This window comes from Phyllobacterium sp. TAF24, from assembly GCF_052113785.1.
Lineage (GTDB): Bacteria > Pseudomonadota > Alphaproteobacteria > Rhizobiales > Rhizobiaceae > Phyllobacterium.
Window position 1 is genome coordinate 179,764 of sequence record NZ_JBFRDN010000006.1, and the last position, 17,068, is coordinate 196,831.

17 protein-coding genes are annotated in these 17,068 nt (G+C 54.8%); 9 read left to right on the top strand and 8 right to left on the bottom strand.

Features of this window, described 5'->3' with window-relative positions:
* Window positions 1–95: 95 nt before the first annotated feature.
* On the top strand, window positions 96–1,010 hold the full coding sequence (locus tag AB4Y96_RS07980) for a LysR family transcriptional regulator (RefSeq protein WP_091881526.1): 915 nt from the start codon (window positions 96–98) through the stop codon (window positions 1,008–1,010).
* Window positions 1,011–1,018: 8 nt separating this feature from the next.
* Here AB4Y96_RS07980 and xdhC read toward each other — a convergent pair whose 3' ends face one another.
* From xdhC to uraH, 4 genes are read right to left on the bottom strand one after another with little or no spacing between them, the layout of a single operon-like run.
* A complete protein-coding gene (gene xdhC / locus AB4Y96_RS07985) occupies window positions 1,019–1,879 on the bottom strand; it encodes a xanthine dehydrogenase accessory protein XdhC (RefSeq protein WP_441916533.1) in 861 nt (286 codons plus the stop codon).
* 7 nt (window positions 1,880–1,886) lie between these two features.
* Window positions 1,887–4,223 (bottom strand): xanthine dehydrogenase molybdopterin binding subunit, encoded by a 2,337-nt coding sequence (xdhB, locus tag AB4Y96_RS07990; protein ID WP_441916534.1) that lies wholly within the window; start codon window positions 4,221–4,223, stop codon window positions 1,887–1,889.
* 9 nt (window positions 4,224–4,232) lie between these two features.
* Window positions 4,233–5,714 carry a xanthine dehydrogenase small subunit gene (xdhA, locus tag AB4Y96_RS07995; protein WP_441916535.1) on the bottom strand — a complete coding sequence of 494 codons (1,482 nt, stop codon included), beginning with the start codon at window positions 5,712–5,714 and terminating at the stop codon, window positions 4,233–4,235.
* Window positions 5,715–5,720: 6 nt separating this feature from the next.
* Window positions 5,721–6,092: a hydroxyisourate hydrolase gene (uraH, locus tag AB4Y96_RS08000; RefSeq protein ID WP_441916536.1), complete on the bottom strand. Its 372-nt coding sequence runs from the start codon at window positions 6,090–6,092 to the stop codon at window positions 5,721–5,723.
* A gap of 181 nt (window positions 6,093–6,273) precedes the next feature.
* Between uraH and puuE the strand changes: the two genes are divergently transcribed.
* Together puuE and AB4Y96_RS08010 are read left to right on the top strand one after the other, a co-directional pair.
* A complete protein-coding gene (gene puuE / locus AB4Y96_RS08005) occupies window positions 6,274–7,692 on the top strand; it encodes an allantoinase PuuE (RefSeq protein WP_441916537.1) in 1,419 nt (472 codons plus the stop codon).
* A 21-nt stretch (window positions 7,693–7,713) separates the two neighbouring features.
* Window positions 7,714–8,199, top strand: a complete 486-nt coding sequence (locus AB4Y96_RS08010) for an ureidoglycolate lyase (protein WP_441916554.1) — start codon at window positions 7,714–7,716, stop codon at window positions 8,197–8,199.
* A gap of 41 nt (window positions 8,200–8,240) precedes the next feature.
* Here AB4Y96_RS08010 and AB4Y96_RS08015 read toward each other — a convergent pair whose 3' ends face one another.
* The 4 genes from AB4Y96_RS08015 to AB4Y96_RS08030 form a co-directional block, all read right to left on the bottom strand.
* The gene (locus tag AB4Y96_RS08015) at window positions 8,241–8,846 is read right to left on the bottom strand and encodes a deaminase (protein WP_441916538.1); all 606 of its coding nucleotides are present in this window, start codon (window positions 8,844–8,846) and stop codon (window positions 8,241–8,243) included.
* Between the two features lie 67 nt (window positions 8,847–8,913).
* Window positions 8,914–10,206, bottom strand: a complete 1,293-nt coding sequence (locus AB4Y96_RS08020; RefSeq protein WP_091881541.1) for an NCS2 family permease — start codon at window positions 10,204–10,206, stop codon at window positions 8,914–8,916.
* A gap of 255 nt (window positions 10,207–10,461) precedes the next feature.
* Window positions 10,462–11,298, bottom strand: coding sequence for a bifunctional allantoicase/(S)-ureidoglycine aminohydrolase (locus AB4Y96_RS08025; protein ID WP_441916539.1), 837 nt, complete (start codon window positions 11,296–11,298; stop codon window positions 10,462–10,464).
* A gap of 263 nt (window positions 11,299–11,561) precedes the next feature.
* Window positions 11,562–11,786, bottom strand: coding sequence for a hypothetical protein (locus tag AB4Y96_RS08030; RefSeq protein ID WP_441916540.1), 225 nt, complete (start codon window positions 11,784–11,786; stop codon window positions 11,562–11,564).
* 131 nt (window positions 11,787–11,917) lie between these two features.
* Here AB4Y96_RS08030 and AB4Y96_RS08035 point away from each other — a divergent pair, with 131 nt between their 5' ends.
* From AB4Y96_RS08035 to AB4Y96_RS08060, 6 genes are all read left to right on the top strand, one after another.
* Window positions 11,918–12,499: a TetR/AcrR family transcriptional regulator gene (locus tag AB4Y96_RS08035; RefSeq protein ID WP_441916541.1), complete on the top strand. Its 582-nt coding sequence runs from the start codon at window positions 11,918–11,920 to the stop codon at window positions 12,497–12,499.
* Between the two features lie 224 nt (window positions 12,500–12,723).
* Window positions 12,724–13,539 (top strand): cytochrome c oxidase subunit II, encoded by an 816-nt coding sequence (locus AB4Y96_RS08040; RefSeq protein WP_441916542.1) that lies wholly within the window; start codon window positions 12,724–12,726, stop codon window positions 13,537–13,539.
* A gap of 47 nt (window positions 13,540–13,586) precedes the next feature.
* Window positions 13,587–15,365 (top strand): cytochrome c oxidase subunit I, encoded by a 1,779-nt coding sequence (gene ctaD, locus AB4Y96_RS08045; RefSeq protein WP_441916543.1) that lies wholly within the window; start codon window positions 13,587–13,589, stop codon window positions 15,363–15,365.
* A complete protein-coding gene (locus AB4Y96_RS08050) occupies window positions 15,362–16,066 on the top strand; it encodes a cytochrome c oxidase subunit 3 (RefSeq protein WP_441916544.1) in 705 nt (234 codons plus the stop codon). Before ctaD ends, AB4Y96_RS08050 begins: the two co-directional genes overlap by 4 nt.
* Before the next feature lie 10 nt (window positions 16,067–16,076).
* The gene (locus AB4Y96_RS08055; RefSeq protein ID WP_441916545.1) at window positions 16,077–16,799 is read left to right on the top strand and encodes a heme-copper oxidase subunit III family protein; all 723 of its coding nucleotides are present in this window, start codon (window positions 16,077–16,079) and stop codon (window positions 16,797–16,799) included.
* A gap of 10 nt (window positions 16,800–16,809) precedes the next feature.
* Window positions 16,810–17,068, top strand: a 259-nt coding sequence (locus AB4Y96_RS08060) for a cytochrome C oxidase subunit IV family protein (RefSeq protein ID WP_441916546.1), incomplete at its 3' end; no start/stop codon positions are given.

Below are 17,068 nucleotides of genomic sequence, written 5' to 3' on the forward strand. Positions count from 1 at the left end.
TTCAGCCGCAGGAAAACGCCATAAATCGCCCATCTCTTTCAAAAAAAACTATAAAATGCTAGACCAATGAACAGTGTAAGACAGTGGTGGGAACCATGTCATATTTCGATAATCTTCGTGTTTTCGTTCGCGTGGTCGAACTGGGAAACCTTTCTGCCGCCGGCCGGGACCAGCGGGCGTCCCCGGCTGTCGCCAGCAATCGCATCAAGGAACTCGAGCGTTATCTCGGCGTCCGCCTTTTCAATCGCACAACCCGCAAACTGACCCCCACGGAACATGGCCGCGTCTTCTACGAGGGGGCGGTCAAGATCATCGAGGCAATCAACGAAGCTGAAGCGGCTATTGCCGACCTTTCGCAAAAGCCGAAAGGTGCAATCCGCATCACAGCACCACTCGGGATAGGACGACGGCTGATTGCATCGGGTGTCCCGGAATTTCATGACAAATATCCTGATATCGAAGTGCGATTGCGGCTGTCGGATCACAATATCGATATTATGAGCGAGGGCGTCGATGTGGCTTTCAAGCTCGGTATCCTCGAAGACTCCAATCTGCGCATGCGCGGTATCATGAATTGCGAGCGGGTGATCTGTGCATCGCCTGATTATCTGGCAAAGCGCGGTGTCCCGGAAACACCGGATGAGCTGATATCGGCCCATCATGATTGTCTGCTTCTACGCTATCCCGGCTCCAAAGAATATTACTGGACGCTGCAAACGCCTGACGGTCCGCGCAAGCTTGAGGTCAGCGGCCCGTATGATTCCGATGACGGCGATGTGCTGACCCGCTGGGCGCTTGATGGCAGGGGTATCATCAACAAGCCGCTGTTCGAGGTTAAAAGCCATGTGAATGACGGGACATTGGTGCCGATTTTACAAAATACACCGCCCGTCAGTATCCAGCTTGCGGCGATCTATCCACACAAGCGGTTTCAGGACCCCAAGGTTCGCCTGATGATCGATTTCATGACCGAGCGCTGCCAGCGCCTGATCAGCGCCATGCTCGAGTAAATGGTAGATCAGGCGTGAAGTCGTAGTTTTTGCTTTGAAAGGTTGTCCTGGCCAAACTGATGGTTGAGCGCTGAGGTCATGATCTCAGCAGCAGCAAGCGTAGCGATAACCGCCGGGCGTTTGTCCTTGACCGCAGTTCCTCCCACGGGACAAACCAGCCTGTCAAAGATTTCCGGGCGGCCAACCTCGCGCTCAAGCCAATTGCGGAATGTAGCCTTTTTGGTCTTCGAGCCGATCATGCCGACATAGGCGGCATCACCCCGCGCCAATGCTTCGGCGGTGATCAGAAAATCAAGTGCATGGTCGTGAGTGAGGACAACAAAGGAACTGCCTGCCGGGGCATCGCGCACAACCATCTCAGGCATGGCCGTCAGACAGGTCTCGATACCCGGAACTCGCGTGGCGGAAAGCTCGATCTCGCGCGTGTCCACAAGAACAATGCGCAGCGGTGCCAGCGATAAGGCCATGGCCAAGGCGTCACCGACATGACCGGCGCCGAAGACATAGACATGCGGACGTTGTGCGATCTCAAGATCGACCTTCTCAACAAGCGTCGCCCGCAATTGCCGGTCCAGCCGCTTGAAGCCAAGGGCAACTCGCCCACCACAGCACTGCCCGATCTCAGGCCCAAGCGGGATGGAAATATCGTCACCATCTGCCTCGCCCTGATTGAGCAGTTTGCGGGCATGGTCAATGGCCATAAATTCGAGTTGACCACCGCCGATCGTGCCGAAAATGCAGTCGACCGCAACCAGCATCCACGCACCCGCCTCGCGCGGCGTGGAACCGCTTGCTGCTTTTACCTCGACCAACACCACATGTTTGCGCCGGTTGAGAAAGTCCCTGATATCATCGCGGTTCGACGGCATGGGACAATCACTTCCCGTTTCGGGCGACACGCAGCCGCTCGACAGCCATCAGCACACGCTCTGGCGTTGCCGGTGCATCCAGCCTCGGCGCAATCTTGTAATCCGCAACACTGGCAACGGCCATGGAGATCGCCTCAAGCACCGAAATGGCCAGCATGAATGGCGGCTCGCCAACCGCCTTGGAGCGGCGGATTGTCTCCTCCCGATTAACCGACCAGCTTGCCAGATTCACATTGAATTGACGCGGGCGATCGGAAGCCAACGGGATTTTGTAGGTGGATGGTGCATGGGTGCGCAGGCGCCCCTTGGCATCCCACCAGAGTTCCTCTGTGGTGAGCCAACCCATGCCCTGCACGAAGGCGCCCTCGACCTGACCGAGATCAAGCGATGGGTTAAGCGACTTGCCGACATCATGCAGGATATCGGTTCGATCAACCTGATATTCGCCGGTCAGCGTATCGATGCTGACCTCAGACACCGAGGCACCATAGGCAAAATAGTAAAATGGTCGCCCCCGGCCCTCGGAACGGTTCCAGTGGATTTTGGGTGTCTTGTAGAAGCCCGCTGCCGAAAGCTGCACGCGTGCACCATAGGCGGCCTTGATGAAGTCGGGGAATGGCACCAGCAGGTTGCCAACCCGAACCGTGTTTGGTTCGAAGAGCACTTCATCCTTGGCAACGCCATAGTGTTCAACGGCGAAATCCACCAGCCGCGCTTTGATCTGCTGTGCCGCATTGGCTGCCGCCATTCCGTTGAGATCGGAACCCGACGACGCCGCAGTCGCCGAAGTGTTGGGTACTTTCGCGGTCGTTGTGGCAGTGACCTTGATGCGGTTGAGATCGACTTGAAATTCATCGGCAACCACCTGCGCCACCTTGGTGTAGAGCCCCTGCCCCATTTCAGTGCCACCGTGGTTCAAGTGGATCGATCCATCGGTATAGACATGGACCAGCGCACCGGCCTGATTATATTCGGTCTTGGTGAAGGAGATGCCGAATTTCACCGGCGTCAGTGCGATGCCCCTCTTGATAATCCGGCTTTTCCGATTGAACGCCAGAACAGCTTCCCGCCGCGCCGCATAATCAGACGAGGCCTCAAGCTCTGCCACGATTTGAGGAATGATATTGTCTTCAACGGTCTGATGGTAGGGCGTGAGGTTCCGGCCTTCATCGCCATAGAAATTGGCTTTGCGGATATCCAGCGGATCCTTGCCCAGCGCATAGGCAATGTCCTCAATCATCCGTTCACCACCAACCATTCCCTGCGGCCCACCAAAACCACGGAATGCCGTGTTGGATACGGTATTGGTTTTCAGCGGGCGCGAGCGCAGCCGGACATTGGGATAGAAATAGCAATTGTCGGCATGGAACAGCGCCCGGTCTGTTACAGGACCGGAGAGGTCGGCGGAAAACCCGCAGCGCGCTGAAAAAGTTGCGTCTACCGCTTCAATCCTGCCTTCATCATCAAAGCCGAGATCATAAGCCACATGGAAATCATGCCGTTTGCCCGTAGCAATCATATCATCGTCGCGGTCCGGTCTGATTTTTACTGCCCGCCGGTATTTTTTGGCAGCAACCGCCGCAACGGCTGCAAAGAGATTGGCTTGCGTTTCCTTGCCACCAAAGCCGCCGCCCATGCGCCGCACATTCACCGTGACTGCATTGGAGGGAACGCCCAGCACATGGCCAACCATATGTTGGGTTTCGCTTGGATGTTGGGTGGAGGAGAAGACCGTTATCTCATCATCTTCTCCCGGTATGGCAAAGGCAATGTGACCTTCGAGATAGAAGTGATCCTGACCGCCAATGCGCATTTCACCACTCAGGCGGTTCTTTGCCTGCGCGAGTCCGATGGTAATATCACCGCGTTCAAGTTTGAGCGGGTCAACAACCAGCGGATATCCCGCCTTTTCCGCCTCAAGCACGTCAATGGCGTGCTCGAGATCGCGATATTCCACCTTGACCTTTGAAGCGGCGTAACGCGCCGCCTGCCGCGTCTCGGCAATCACAGCGAACATTGGCTGGCCGTGAAATTCCACTTTGCCCACTGCAAAGACCGGATCGTCATGCTTGCCCGCCGGGCTCACATCATTATGGCCGGGAATATCATCGACCGTCAGAACATCGATAATCCCCTCACATGCCCTGACCGCTTCGAAATCAATCGATACGATTTCCGCGTGGGCGCGTTGCGACAGGCCGAGATAGGCATGCAACGTATCGGCAGGTTCTGGCATATCGTCGATATACTCGGCAGAACCTGAGACGTGTTTGTGCCCGGATTCATGCGGCTGATGCTCATGGACACCGCCTTTAATCCGTGCAATCGGCTGGATTGAGTTCATGATACCCTCCTAGCCGACAGCCGCTGTATAGCGGTTCAGCCTGACATTCTCTTCGCCAGTGGTTTCCAGATAGAAGCGGCGCAATAGGTTTCTTGCTGACAGCAGCCGGTAATCCGCCGAAGCGCGCCAATCAGTCAACGGGGTGAAATCCGTGGCAAACGCCGCCATGGCCTGTTCAATTGTCTCGTCGTTCCATGGGGAACCAATCAGCGTCTGCTCGACCGTAGCGGCACGTTTTGGCGTGCCCGCCATGCCGCCAAAGGCAATCACTGCTGCCTCGACTATGCCGTGTGAATCCAAGGTAACTTTGAAAGCACCGCAAACCGATGAAATATCCTCATCCAACCGCTTCGATATTTTGTAAACGGCAAATAGTTCACCCTGCTTGAGATACGGAATATGGATCGCCTCGACGAACTCTCCCGGCGTGCGGTCCTGTTTGCCGTATTCGATAAAGAACTTTTCGATCGGCACGGAACGGCGGTTCTGCCCCTTGCGCAAAAGGACGTTTGCGCCAAGCCCGATCAGCGCGGGCGGCGTATCGCCGATGGGTGACCCGTTGGCAACATTGCCGCCAATAGTTCCCATATTGCGCACCTGTTCGCCGCCGATGCGATTCCACAATTCGGTCAGATCGGGAAAGATTCTTGTAATCACGGGATAGGCATCGGTATAGCTGACGCCTGCCCCTAACTTCAGACCTTCATCATCCATCGTGATGAGGCGCAATTCGTCCAGATGAGAGGTGAAGACAACGGGTCCAATCTCCCGCATGAACTTGGTTACCCAGAGCCCGACATCGGTGGAACCGGCAATAATGGTTGCGCCGGGATTAGCCTCCATAAAGGTGGCAAAGTCATCGACATTAGCGGGAAGAACGAGCCGCTCTTTGCCGACACCCACCTCAACGCGTTTGCCGTCCTTCAACGTTTGAAGCTGTTCAATGATCCGTGCGCGCTCGGCAACCAGAGGATCATTGTTCRCATTCCCCCGCGCCGATACACTTTCAGCCGCCCGGATGATTGCGGCATAGCCGGTGCAGCGGCAGAGATTGCCCTGCAGTGCCTTTTCAATGTCTCGCACAGCCGGATTGGGATTATGCATCCACAGTCCATAAAGAGACATGACAAAACCCGGCGTGCAAAAACCACATTGCGAGGCATGGGTATCGACCATCGCCTTCTGCACCGGGTGCAAGGTGCCATCGGCGCCGGCAAGCGCCTCGACGGTTACGACGTGGCAGGCATCGAGCGATCCGACAAAACGGATACAGGCATTGACCGATTCATAGGTGAGCTGGCCATTGGTCAAGCGCCCGACGAGAACCGTGCAGGCGCCGCAATCGCCCTCGGCACATCCTTCCTTTGTCCCACGCAGTCGGCGCTCAATCCGCAGGAAATCAAGCAGCGTTTGGGTCGCAGGCAAGTCGCTGAGTTCAACGAACTTGTCATTGAGCAGAAAACGGACGCTATTACGGGTCTGTACTTCCATAACTGATCAGCTCCCGCGATAGGTTGAGTAGCCATAAGGCGCAACGAGCAAGGGCACGTGGTAGTGAGCCTCCTCGTCGCCGATGCCAAAGCGTATCGGCACCACATCGAGAAACGGCACCCGATCCCCAGATTGCTGTTCCCCGAGATAGGCGCCGACATGGAAACGCAACTCATAAGTGCCGGAACGCATCTCTGCTCCGGCCAGAAGCGGCGCATCACAGCGTCCATCCTGATTGGTACGTATGCTAAGCAGCGTCGAAAACCGGTCACTTTCAAGGCGAAGAAGATCGATTTGCAGATTAGCGGCAGGCTTTCCGCTTGCCGTATCAAGCACATGCGTCGTCAGACGGCCTGATGTTTCGTTCTGAAGACTCATGAGCGTTCCTCCCTCCCAAGGCGGACTTTCCACTTTTGCATCGCTTAGTTTGCCCGCCCCGGGCGCTGCGGAGTAGGCACCGCTTGATTACAGGACTTTCAAAATTTTCTGGGGGAATGAATTGCCGCTTATTTGATTATTCAGGGGATCGAACCAGCATAGTGGAGGACAGGTGGCTGCCATGAGATATCCCCGGGACTTGCATGGATACGGAGAAATCCCGCCACAGGCCGATTGGCCTGACAATGCGAAAATCGCCATCCAGTTCGTTCTCAACTATGAGGAAGGCGGCGAGAATTGCGTGCTGCACGGCGATGCCGCTTCCGAAGCCTTCCTCTCGGAGATCGTCGGGGCGCAGGCCTGGGAAGGTCAGCGGCACTGGAACATGGAGTCGATTTACGAATATGGCGCCCGTGCCGGTTTCTGGCGCCTGCATCGCCTGTTTACCGGGAAGGATGTCCCCCTGACAGTCTATGGTGTGGCCACCGCTTTGCAGCGCTCGCCAGCGCAGGTTCGAGCCATGCTGGATGCCAACTGGGAGATCGCATCGCACGGGCTCAAATGGATCGAATACAAGGACTACACAAAAGACGCCGAGCGTGAGCATATGCGCGAGGCCATCCGTATACATACGGCCATCACAGGCGAACGCCCAAGAGGCTGGTATACTGGCCGCTGCTCCGTCAACACTGTGAACCTTGCCACCGAGGAAGGCGGATTTGATTATGTTTCCGATTCCTATGCCGACGATCTGCCCTATTGGCACGAAATGGGTGACCGGCACCAGCTGATCATCCCCTATACGCTTGACGCCAATGATATGCGCTTTGCCACGCCGCAGGGCTTCAATTCCGGCGAGCAATTCTTCGCTTACCTCAAAGACAGTTTCGATACGCTTTATGCCGAAGGCGAAGCGGGATTTCCAAAATTGATGAGCATCGGCCTGCATTGCCGTCTTGCCGGCAGACCGGGACGAACAGCCGCCATTACCCGCTTTATCGATTATGTGCAGAGCCACAGCCATGTCTGGCTGGCCCGCCGTATCGATATTGCCCGGCACTGGGCAAAAACCCATCCCTATCGGGCATCCGAGCTCCGCCCGTCGGCTCTGATGGAAGCTGCATTTGTCGATCGCTTCGGCGGCGTATTCGAACATTCGCAATGGATTGCACAGCGTGCCTTTGCCTGCGAACTTTCCCATAGCCACGACAATGCTGCGGGGCTTCACGGCGTGTTGACCAGTATATTCCGCAGCGCATCGCCGAATGAACGACTTGCGGTGCTCAAGGCCCACCCTGATCTGGCCGGAAAACTGGCGCAAGCAAAAAGACTTACCGAAAGCTCGACGCAGGAACAGGCATCCGCTGGTCTCGATGCGCTGACCGATACGGAACGCGCGCAGTTCGAAGCATTGAATGGGCTCTATGTCGAGACCTTTGGCTTCCCCTTCATCATCGCCGTCAAGGATCACAGCAAGGATGCAATCCTTGATGCCTTCCGGACGCGGATCAAGAACGACCAGCAGACCGAATTCAACACAGCCTGCCAACAGGTGGAGAGGATTGCCCTGCTTCGTCTGCGAGCTTTGCTGCCAAATTGAGGAGTGAACATGTCACAGCCCATGCGCGAGATTTTGGTTCAACCCCTGTCCCGCGAGGTTTTCGCGCCGTTCGGGGACGTGATTGAGGTACCGGGATCATCGAGTTTCCCCATCAACCACGGCATGTGCGACCGCTATCATGATCTGGCGAAGGTCGAAACATCGGGTGAAAATGCCCGCGTCATGATCAGCCTCCTGCGCGGCAAGCCTTATGAATTGCCGTTGAAGCTCGCCATGGTAGAACGGCATCCCCTTGGCAGTCAGGCCTTCATGCCCCTGTCGACCCATCCATTTCTGGTTGTAGTAGCTCCCAATGAGGCGGCAGGCGCCGGAAACCCCATCGCCTTTGTGACCCAGCCGGGACAGGGCGTGAATATCCATCGCAATATCTGGCACGGAATCCTGACACCGCTTGGCAGCATCTCTGATTTTGTCGTCGTGGATCGCGGTGGTGACGGCATCAATCTGCAGGAATATTTCTACAGCGAGCCATTCATTATCCGTTGAAAATTGATGGCTGACGCTTCAAGCAAGCGTCAGCCAAATCATCAGTTCAAAGGGATTGAGTTCTGGTCCTTGCTGGACTGGTACTGGTCGGAGAGATCAGCATATTTTTTGCTGATCTTGGCAGCGCGAGCCTGCAATCTGCCTCGCTCCGGCTCGGCCTGCGCCGCAATCAACGCGTGGATGGCATAACTCTTCCAGAATGCGTTCTCCTTGTTATAGCCGCCCGGTTCCAACGTGAAGACTTCCTTTAATATCTTCAGATCATGCGGGATGGCGAAAGCGTCGCGCGAATCCTCATGGCTGAAAAAGTAATAGAAATTGTCGAACCCAGCCCAAGTAATGGCTGAAAGGCACATGGAACAGGGTTCGTGGGTCGACAGAAAGATCAACTCCTTGGGATCAGGCCGCTTGTCTTCATTCACCTCATAGAAGCGTTTCAACGTATGAACCTCACCATGCCAAAGTGGGTTCTCAGTTTCATTGTTGGTTTCGGCCAGCACAACCGACAGGTCTGATTTTCGCAGCACTGCGGCGCCGAAGATCTTGTTGCCTGCCGCCACACCCTCTTCGGTCATTGGAATAATCTGATGTTCCATGGCATCGAGCAATGCGTCGATAATTCCGCCTGTCGAGCTTTCCTCAGTCATTGATGGGTCCTTTACTCCGGTTTGGAAACAGAAGGGCCCGGATGCGCGATGCATCCAGGCCCGATTTTCACACAGGAAACAGCGTGTAGCGAACGACAAAGAGGATCGCGACAAGCCAGGTTGCCAGATGCACGTCCTTGACCCGTCCGGTGAAGGTTTTCAGCACCACATAACTGATGAAACCAAAAGCCAGACCATTGGCGATCGAATAGGTGAACGGGATCATCAGCGCAGTCAGCGCTGCCGGAGTCGACTCCGTAATGTCAGCCCATTCGATGTCGATAAGTTCGCGCATCATGAGACCGGCAACATACAGCAAGGCTGGTGCCGTCGCATAACCCGGAACAGAACCAGCCAGCGGTGCGATGAAGAGCGCAGCCAGAAACAGGATGGCGATGGTGAGTGCTGTCAATCCTGTTCGTCCTCCAGCCTGAACGCCGGATGCGCTTTCCACATAGGCCGTCGTGCTGCTGGTACCGAGTAGCGAACCTGCAACGATAGCCGTACTGTCGGCAAATAGAGCGCGGCCCAGACGATTGGGTTTACCCTCTTCAATGAGGCCAGCCCGTTTGCTCACACCGATCAGCGTACCCGTCGCATCGAACACCTCGACAAGGACAAACACCAGAATGACCTGCAACAGACCCGTGTGTAGCGCGCCCATAATATCGAGCTGCAGGAATGTCGGAGCGAGACTTGGCGGTGCAGAGAATACGCCCTTGAACTCGCTTGCGCCAACCAGCATGGACAGGACGGTGACAACTAGAATTCCGATCAGGATTGCACCGCGTATTTTAAGCGCATCAAGAACAGCGATGATGAAGAAACCCAGAATTGCGAACAAGGCAGGCGTGCTGCCCAGATGACCCAATCCGATAAATGTTGCAGGGTTTGCGACAATGATCCCTGAGTTTTTCAGTGCAATGAATGCAAGGAAAAGCCCGATGCCCGCCGCAATGGAACTGCGCAGCGATTTGGGAATTCCGGCGACAAGCCAGCTGCGCACGCCCGTGACGGTGAGCACGAGGAAAATACATCCTGAAATGAAAACAGCACCCAGCGCCTGCTGCCAGGTGAAGCCCATCGCAGCCACCACGGTGAAGGCGAAGAAGGCGTTGAGCCCCATCCCCGGCGCCATGCCGATGGGCCAGTTGGCCACGAGCGCCATGACCAGCGACCCGAGAGCCGCTGCGATACAGGTCGCAACGAAGATCGCATTGCGGTCCATACCCGTCGATGACAGGATTTCTGGATTGACAAAGATGATGTACGACATCGTCAGGAATGTCGTCAGTCCGGCGAGCATCTCGATGCGCGCCGTTGTGTTGTGTTCTCTCAGCTTGAAAAGCTTTTCGAGCATAATTCCTCCCCTGGCTCACGCCGAGTCTCCGGTTGCTGCATGACCGCCTGTTTTGGCGAGTCGCATGGCTGCCTGTTTTGAGTTTACAAATGTCTGTAATCAAGAGAAAACTGGCGCATACTCCTCCACGGCCAGTCCCTCCTCAGTGTTGCCACTGCCACATTGATTGTGCGTCTTCCGCCGCGGGGATGCTAGGCTCTGATTTCCGCAAGCATGGGCGAAACAGCTTCAATATTTTATTGATGCAGAACCGCTTCAAGCGTTCCGATGAAACGTAAGTTTCATGTGACGGTTGACATCCTTATAGAGCAGATAGCGGAATGGATTAGGACCTCCTGCATAGCACGCCTGTGGGCAGAAGGCACGCAGCCACATGAAATCACCGGCTTCGACCTCAACCCAATCCTGATTGAGGCGATAAACCGCCTTACCTTCAAGCACGTAGAGACCATGTTCCATCACATGTGTCTCAGCAAACGGAATGACGGCTCCTGGTTGAAGCGTGACAATGGTGACGTGCATATCGTGGCGCATGTCCGCCGGGTCCACAAAGCGGGTGGTTGCCCACCGGCCCTCCGTATCAGGCATTACAGAAGGCTCGATATCGTGTTCATTAAGAACCAGTGGTGTTGGAATATCGATGCCATCGACAGCCTCGTAGGATTTGCGAATCCAATGAAAGCGCGCGAAGGCACTGGTCACGTTCAGAACTGACCAATCCGTCGCCGGAGGAATAAATGCATAGCCTCCCGGCCGCATGACGTGAATCTCACCGGCGAGCGTCAGCTGCAACTCGCCTTCCACAATGAAGAGTACACCCTCGGCACCTTTATCCAGCTCAGGACGGGTGCTGCCTCCCCCGGGCGCAACTTCCATAATGTATTGTGAGAAAGTCTCGGCAAAGCCGGACAGAGGCCGGGCGATGATCCAGCAACGGGTTTTGTCCCAAAATGGCAAAGCGCTGGTGACGATATCCTGCATCACGCCACCAGGAATGACCGCATATGCCTCGGTGAAAACAGCCCGCCCTGTAAGCAGCTGGTTTTGCTGGGGATGTCCGCCATGGGGTGCATAATATGTATTTCGGGACATGCGTGACTCCTCAGCTTGTTCAATAAATGTCTAACCGTTGCCTATTTCTGTCCCGGTTCTACCTGCTTAAGTCAACTGAACGACATATATTTTCACGTCAAACATTTTCAAATTTGTATTGAAAATACATGAGCCTTCAGCCTTCAGCCTTCAAACTTCGAGGCAATCAGGGAGTCAGCCGCTGTCATGCCTAATCTGTTCACCTCTCGATCGTTAGTTGGGAATGTACAGAGCCTTTCGTTTACAGGACATCGCTCACTCGCTCAGTTTATACCACCAATTATCTGCGTGCCCGAGAAACCGGTAAAACCGAGGCGGGGGCCATTTGCTGGCGCTTTGCTCGTCGACGAAACTTTCCCATTGTCGATGTCTGTCTTGAAAGCGTACCCGGTGTTCGCCTTGTAACTTGCTAAGCGTGATGGTCCGCCTGATGTAGAGCAGGCAGCAAGAGTAACCGCAACGGCTGTAACGAGAAGTAGACGTGTCATGATAAAACCCTCCTTTTGGGGTCAAAACGCAGCAATGGGTAAAGCTGCTTGAACTGCGATTGCATTACGACTATAATATCACATTACGATCATAATGCAATAAGCTAAAACAACCGGATTGGGAGATCGGCATGCGCTATGAAAAAGGACATAAGGAAAGCACCCGGCAGCAGATCACCGAGGTGGCTTCGAAGCAGTTCAGAGATCAGGGAGTATCCGCAGTTGGGCTCGCAGCGATCATGGCCGATGCCGGTCTGACAAACGGGGCGTTCTACACGCATTTCTCGTCGAAGAATGATTTGGTGAGGGAATGTGTTGAACAAACTCTTGATGCACAGCTCCAAGCCATATCGCGAAATATCAGCGAACACGGGCTTGAAGCAGTGTTGCGGCAGTATCTAAGCCCAAGCCATCGCGATGATCGGGGGCATGGCTGCCCATCCGCCGCACTTCTACCAGAGATTAGCAGGCAATCTCCCGAAATCAGGCATGCTTACACCACGCGATTCAATGCGGTGATCGAAGTGATTGCACGGCAGTTGCCCGGGCATGACCCCGACGATGCCCATCAAACGGCTCGCGCTATGTTTGCACTGGTCGTGGGATCGCTTCAGCTAGCGCGCGCTGTCGATGATCCCGCACTGTCTGATGACATTCTTGAAGGTGCCATTGCCGCCGTCCTGCGTCTGGCGGCGCGCCCCTCCAAGGCCTAGCAACCGGTGTTAGATTCCAGGAAGCGGGGCGTCCATATCTGCCCCGAAAGGATCAAATCCTCCAGCAACCAGTATAAACTGGCCATGTGAATCCGTCGTTCTTGCTGATAGCTGTTCACCAAAATTAGATTGCCTGTATTTCTCCTGCACGAAATGCTATTCTAAAAACACTGCGCGTTGCGAATTCATGTCCACAGCCAATTCTGGCAGGGAGGGGACAAGAAATGGCGGTCGTACTTGTTCTGGTTGTCATTGCGGTTGCTTCAGTTCTCTTTCATCTGTTGAGTCCTTGGTGGTGGACGCCAATTGCGTCCAACTGGAACTACATCGACAATACAATCATCATTACATTCTGGATTACCGGTTTTGTATTTGTCGCGGTGGTGCTGTTTGTTGCCTATTGCGTTTTCCGCTTTCGGCACAAGCCGGGAAATCGTGCTCACTACGAGCCCGAAAATAGAAAACTGGAATTCTGGCTCGCCACGGTTACCACCATCGGGGTCGTGGCCATGCTGGCTCCGGGCCTGTTTGTCTGGAATCAATTCGTCACCGTTCCGCAGGACGCCACCAATGTTGAGGTCGTTGGCCAGCAGTGGCAATGGAGCTTTCGCCTCCCGGGCGCTAATGGTCAGCTTGGCACATCAGACACCCGCGACGTCAGCAGTGACAACCCTTTGGGTGTAAAGAAGAACGATGCGGCGGGTCTGGACGACATCATTGTTGAAGGCGGCGAGTTGCATGTGCCAATAGGCAAACCGGTGAAGATGCTTCTACGCTCCGTCGACGTCCTGCACGACTTTTACGTCCCTGAATTCCGGGCAAAGATGGACATGGTTCCCGGTATGGTCACCTATTTCTGGTTTAACCCCACACGGACCGGTACCTTCGAAGTCCTTTGCGCGGAATTGTGCGGCGTCGGACATCCCCAGATGCGCGGGACCGTCGTGGTCGACACCGAGGCCGACTATCAGACGTGGCTGGAGCAACAACACACATTCACGCAGATGATGGCGTCGGGAGAAGTTAAGACGACACAGTGAGGCGGCGTAACTCTTCGGGAGGAGAGTAACCAAAGGGAGGGCATTCGATGGTCAATATCCCATCCAGCATTGACGACACCATTCCGGCAGCGGAAGTCGAAGATGTCGAGCTTTACCACTCGCATAGCTGGTGGACGACCTATGTCTTCAGCCAGGACGCCAAGGTCATAGCCATCCAATATTCATTGACCGCCATATCGATCGGTCTGGTAGCACTGGTGCTCTCATGGCTGATGCGATTGCAACTCGCCTTCCCCGGCTATTTCGCCTTCATCGATGCGGAACACTATTATCAGTTCATCACCATGCACGGCATGATCATGGTGATCTATCTGCTGACTGCACTGTTTCTGGGAGGCTTCGGTAATTACCTGATCCCGTTAATGCTCGGTGCAAGGGATATGGTGTTCCCCTATGCAAACATGTTGAGTTACTGGCTCTATCTGCTCGCCGTACTTGTTCTCGTTGCGGGGTTCTTCGCGCCGGGCGGTCCAACCGGCGCTGGCTGGACGCTCTATCCGCCTCAGGCCGTGCTCTCAGGCACCCCGGGCGGCAATGATTGGGGCATCATATTGATGCTGACCTCACTCATTCTATTCATCATCGGCTTCACCATGGGTGGATTGAACTATGTGGTCACCGTACTGCAGGGCCGCGCGCGCGGGATGACGTTAATGCGCATGCCCCTGACGATCTGGGGCATTTTTACTGCAACGGTTATGGCGTTGCTGGCCTTTCCTGCTCTCTTCGTTGCCTCAGTCATGATGTTGTTTGATCGCATTCTCGGAACCAGCTTCTTCATGCCTGCAATCGTGGAAATGGGAGAGCAGCTCAAACATGGCGGAGGCAGTCCCATTCTCTTCCAGCACCTGTTCTGGTTCTTTGGCCACCCCGAAGTCTATATCGTGGCGCTACCGGCCTTCGGTATCGTATCAGATCTGATCAGTACCCACGCCCGGAAGAACATCTTCGGCTATCGCATGATGGTCTGGGCAATCGTGGTAATCGGTGCCTTGAGCTTTGTCGTATGGGCGCACCATATGTATGTGAGCGGCATGAACCCGAAGTTCGGCTTCTTCTTTGCCACGACAACCCTCATCATTGCGGTGCCTACCGCCATCAAAGTCTATAATTGGGTGCTCACACTTTGGCGCGGCGATATCCATCTGACGATCCCGATGCTGTTTGCACTCGGCTTTATCGTCACGTTCGTGAATGGCGGCCTGACCGGCTTGTTCCTCGGCAACGTTGTCGTGGACGTTCCGCTCTCTGATACGATGTTCGTGGTTGCGCATTTTCACATGGTGATGGGCGTTGCACCGATCATGGTGATCTTCGGCGCCATTTATCACTGGTATCCCAAGATCACCGGGCGAATGCTGGATGAGACCATGGGCAGGATACACTTCTGGGTGACCTTCCTTGGTGCCTATCTGATTTTCTTCCCCATGCACTATCTCGGCTTGCTGGGAGCGCCGCGGCGCTATTACGAATTGGGCGAAACCGTTGTTAATCCAACATCGGCGCATGATCTGAATATTTTCATCACGCTGATGGCGTGGACCGTCGGGGCAGCTCAAATCCTGTTCCTGTTCAACGCAGCCTGGAGCCTTCGTAGGGGCAAAGACTCGGGCGGTAATCCCTGGCGGGCGACAACGCTCGAATGGCAGACACCAACAACCCCGCCACCACACGGAAACTGGGGCAAGGATCTGCCGGTCGTCTATCGTTGGGCCTACGACTACAGTGTTCCCGGTGCGCCGGAGGATTTCATCCCGCAGAACCAGCCGGATCCTGAAAGACGATCCAAAGAGCATTCGACATGAGTGCGGTCCTGATCTTTCTTGCTTTGCTTGCGTCCATCATCATCTGGTGGATGGCACAGCAGCGCCTGACATCAAAACCTTGGCTTGAAGCGGAAAAGGTCAGTAGCTTTTCCCACTTCACCCGGTCATCGATAGCGACCGAAAAGATTGGTCTCGGTGTATTTCTCGCTGTCGTGGGTGCATTATTCACCCTCTTCATCAGCGCATATTTCATACGCATGGGATCAGACGATTGGTGGGCAATCCCCATACCAAGGGTGCTCTGGGTCAATACGGCTGCACTCGTGGTCAGCAGCATTACGCTGGAGCTGGCAAAATCACTGGCGCAACAAGGCGATGACGAAACGATGAAATTCGCGCTTCTGGCGAGTTTAATCACTGGTATCGGCTTTCTTGTCGGACAGGTTTTCGCCTGGCGGGAACTTGTATCTGCGGGTTACCTGCTCGCCGACAATCCTGCCAACAGCTTCTTCTACATGATCACCGGCATGCATGGCCTGCACATTCTCGGCGGACTTCTGGTGCTCGGCCGGACAACTGGCAAAGTATTGCAAGGCAAGACGGCGCAACAGGTCCACCTCAGTATCGAGCTGTGCGCAATGTACTGGCATTTCATGCTTTTGGTCTGGCTTGTTCTTTTTGCCCTGTTCGCGGGTTGGGCGAATGATTTTGTCGATATCTGCCGACAACTGCTGACCTAGGAGATCAATGATGTCTCAAGTCACACAGACTGAAACCAAAGCGCCGCTTCCATTACCAGAGGGTATGCGCGGTTTTGCTTCGGACTGGGCTTCAGACCAGCGAACGTTCAAGAATGTTTCCTGGGGCAAAGCCATGATGTGGATATTTCTGCTCAGTGATACTTTTGTCTTCGGATGCTTTCTGCTTGCCTATATGACGGCGCGCATGTCCACGCCCGTTGCCTGGCCCAATCCCAGCGAAGTCTTTGCCCTGAACATCGGCGGGCAGGAAGTCCCCCTTATCCTGATCGCCATCATGACTTTTGTGCTTATCAGCAGCAGCGGAACCATGGCGATGGCCGTCAACTACGGATATCGGCGCGACCGGCGCAAAACGGCAATCCTGATGCTGCTGACGGCTCTGTTCGGGGTCATGTTCGTCGGCATGCAGGCGTTCGAATGGACAAAGCTCATTACGGAAGGCGTGCGCCCATGGGAGAATCCATGGGGAGCGGCGCAATTCGGCTCAACCTTTTTCATGATTACGGGATTCCATGGAACCCACGTCACGATTGGCGTCATCTTTCTTGTCATCATTGCCCGCAAGGTCTGGCGGGGAGATTTCGACACCGAAAAACGTGGTTTTTTCACCAGCAGAAAAGGCCATTACGAGATCGTCGAAATCACCGGTCTCTACTGGCATTTCGTCGATCTGGTCTGGGTATTCATCTTTGCTTTTTTCTATCTGTGGTGAGGTCAGCACGATGACACAATCTACAACCAACACAACAGGACCAGCAATTCATAGCGAGGCGCATCAGGAGCACCCGATCAAGCTCTATCTCGTGGTATGGGGATTACTTTTTGTCCTGAGCATCTGTTCTTACATGGTCGACTATATTGGTATTCATGGCTATCTCAGATGGTCGTTGATACTGCTTTTTATGGTCCTGAAAGCCGGACTCATCGTGGCAATTTTCATGCACATGGCTTGGGAACGCCTGGCTCTTCTTTATGCCGTCC

Bases quoted from the DNA above. Each gene is read 5' to 3' on its own strand.
- AB4Y96_RS07980 (WP_091881526.1), top strand. From the start codon at position 96: ATGTCATATTTCGATAATCTTCGTGTTTTCGTTCGCGTGGTCGAACTG.
- xdhC (WP_441916533.1), bottom strand. From the start codon at position 1,879: ATGCCGTCGAACCGCGATGATATCAGGGACTTTCTCAACCGGCGCAAA.
- xdhB (WP_441916534.1), bottom strand. From the start codon at position 4,223: ATGAACTCAATCCAGCCGATTGCACGGATTAAAGGCGGTGTCCATGAG.
- uraH (WP_441916536.1), bottom strand. From the start codon at position 6,092: ATGAGTCTTCAGAACGAAACATCAGGCCGTCTGACGACGCATGTGCTT.
- puuE (WP_441916537.1), top strand. From the start codon at position 6,274: ATGAGATATCCCCGGGACTTGCATGGATACGGAGAAATCCCGCCACAG.
- AB4Y96_RS08010 (WP_441916554.1), top strand. From the start codon at position 7,714: ATGCGCGAGATTTTGGTTCAACCCCTGTCCCGCGAGGTTTTCGCGCCG.
- AB4Y96_RS08015 (WP_441916538.1), bottom strand. From the start codon at position 8,846: ATGACTGAGGAAAGCTCGACAGGCGGAATTATCGACGCATTGCTCGAT.
- AB4Y96_RS08020 (WP_091881541.1), bottom strand. From the start codon at position 10,206: ATGCTCGAAAAGCTTTTCAAGCTGAGAGAACACAACACAACGGCGCGC.
- AB4Y96_RS08025 (WP_441916539.1), bottom strand. From the start codon at position 11,298: ATGTCCCGAAATACATATTATGCACCCCATGGCGGACATCCCCAGCAA.
- AB4Y96_RS08030 (WP_441916540.1), bottom strand. From the start codon at position 11,786: ATGACACGTCTACTTCTCGTTACAGCCGTTGCGGTTACTCTTGCTGCC.
- AB4Y96_RS08035 (WP_441916541.1), top strand. From the start codon at position 11,918: ATGCGCTATGAAAAAGGACATAAGGAAAGCACCCGGCAGCAGATCACC.
- AB4Y96_RS08040 (WP_441916542.1), top strand. From the start codon at position 12,724: ATGGCGGTCGTACTTGTTCTGGTTGTCATTGCGGTTGCTTCAGTTCTC.
- ctaD (WP_441916543.1), top strand. From the start codon at position 13,587: ATGGTCAATATCCCATCCAGCATTGACGACACCATTCCGGCAGCGGAA.
- AB4Y96_RS08050 (WP_441916544.1), top strand. From the start codon at position 15,362: ATGAGTGCGGTCCTGATCTTTCTTGCTTTGCTTGCGTCCATCATCATC.
- AB4Y96_RS08055 (WP_441916545.1), top strand. From the start codon at position 16,077: ATGTCTCAAGTCACACAGACTGAAACCAAAGCGCCGCTTCCATTACCA.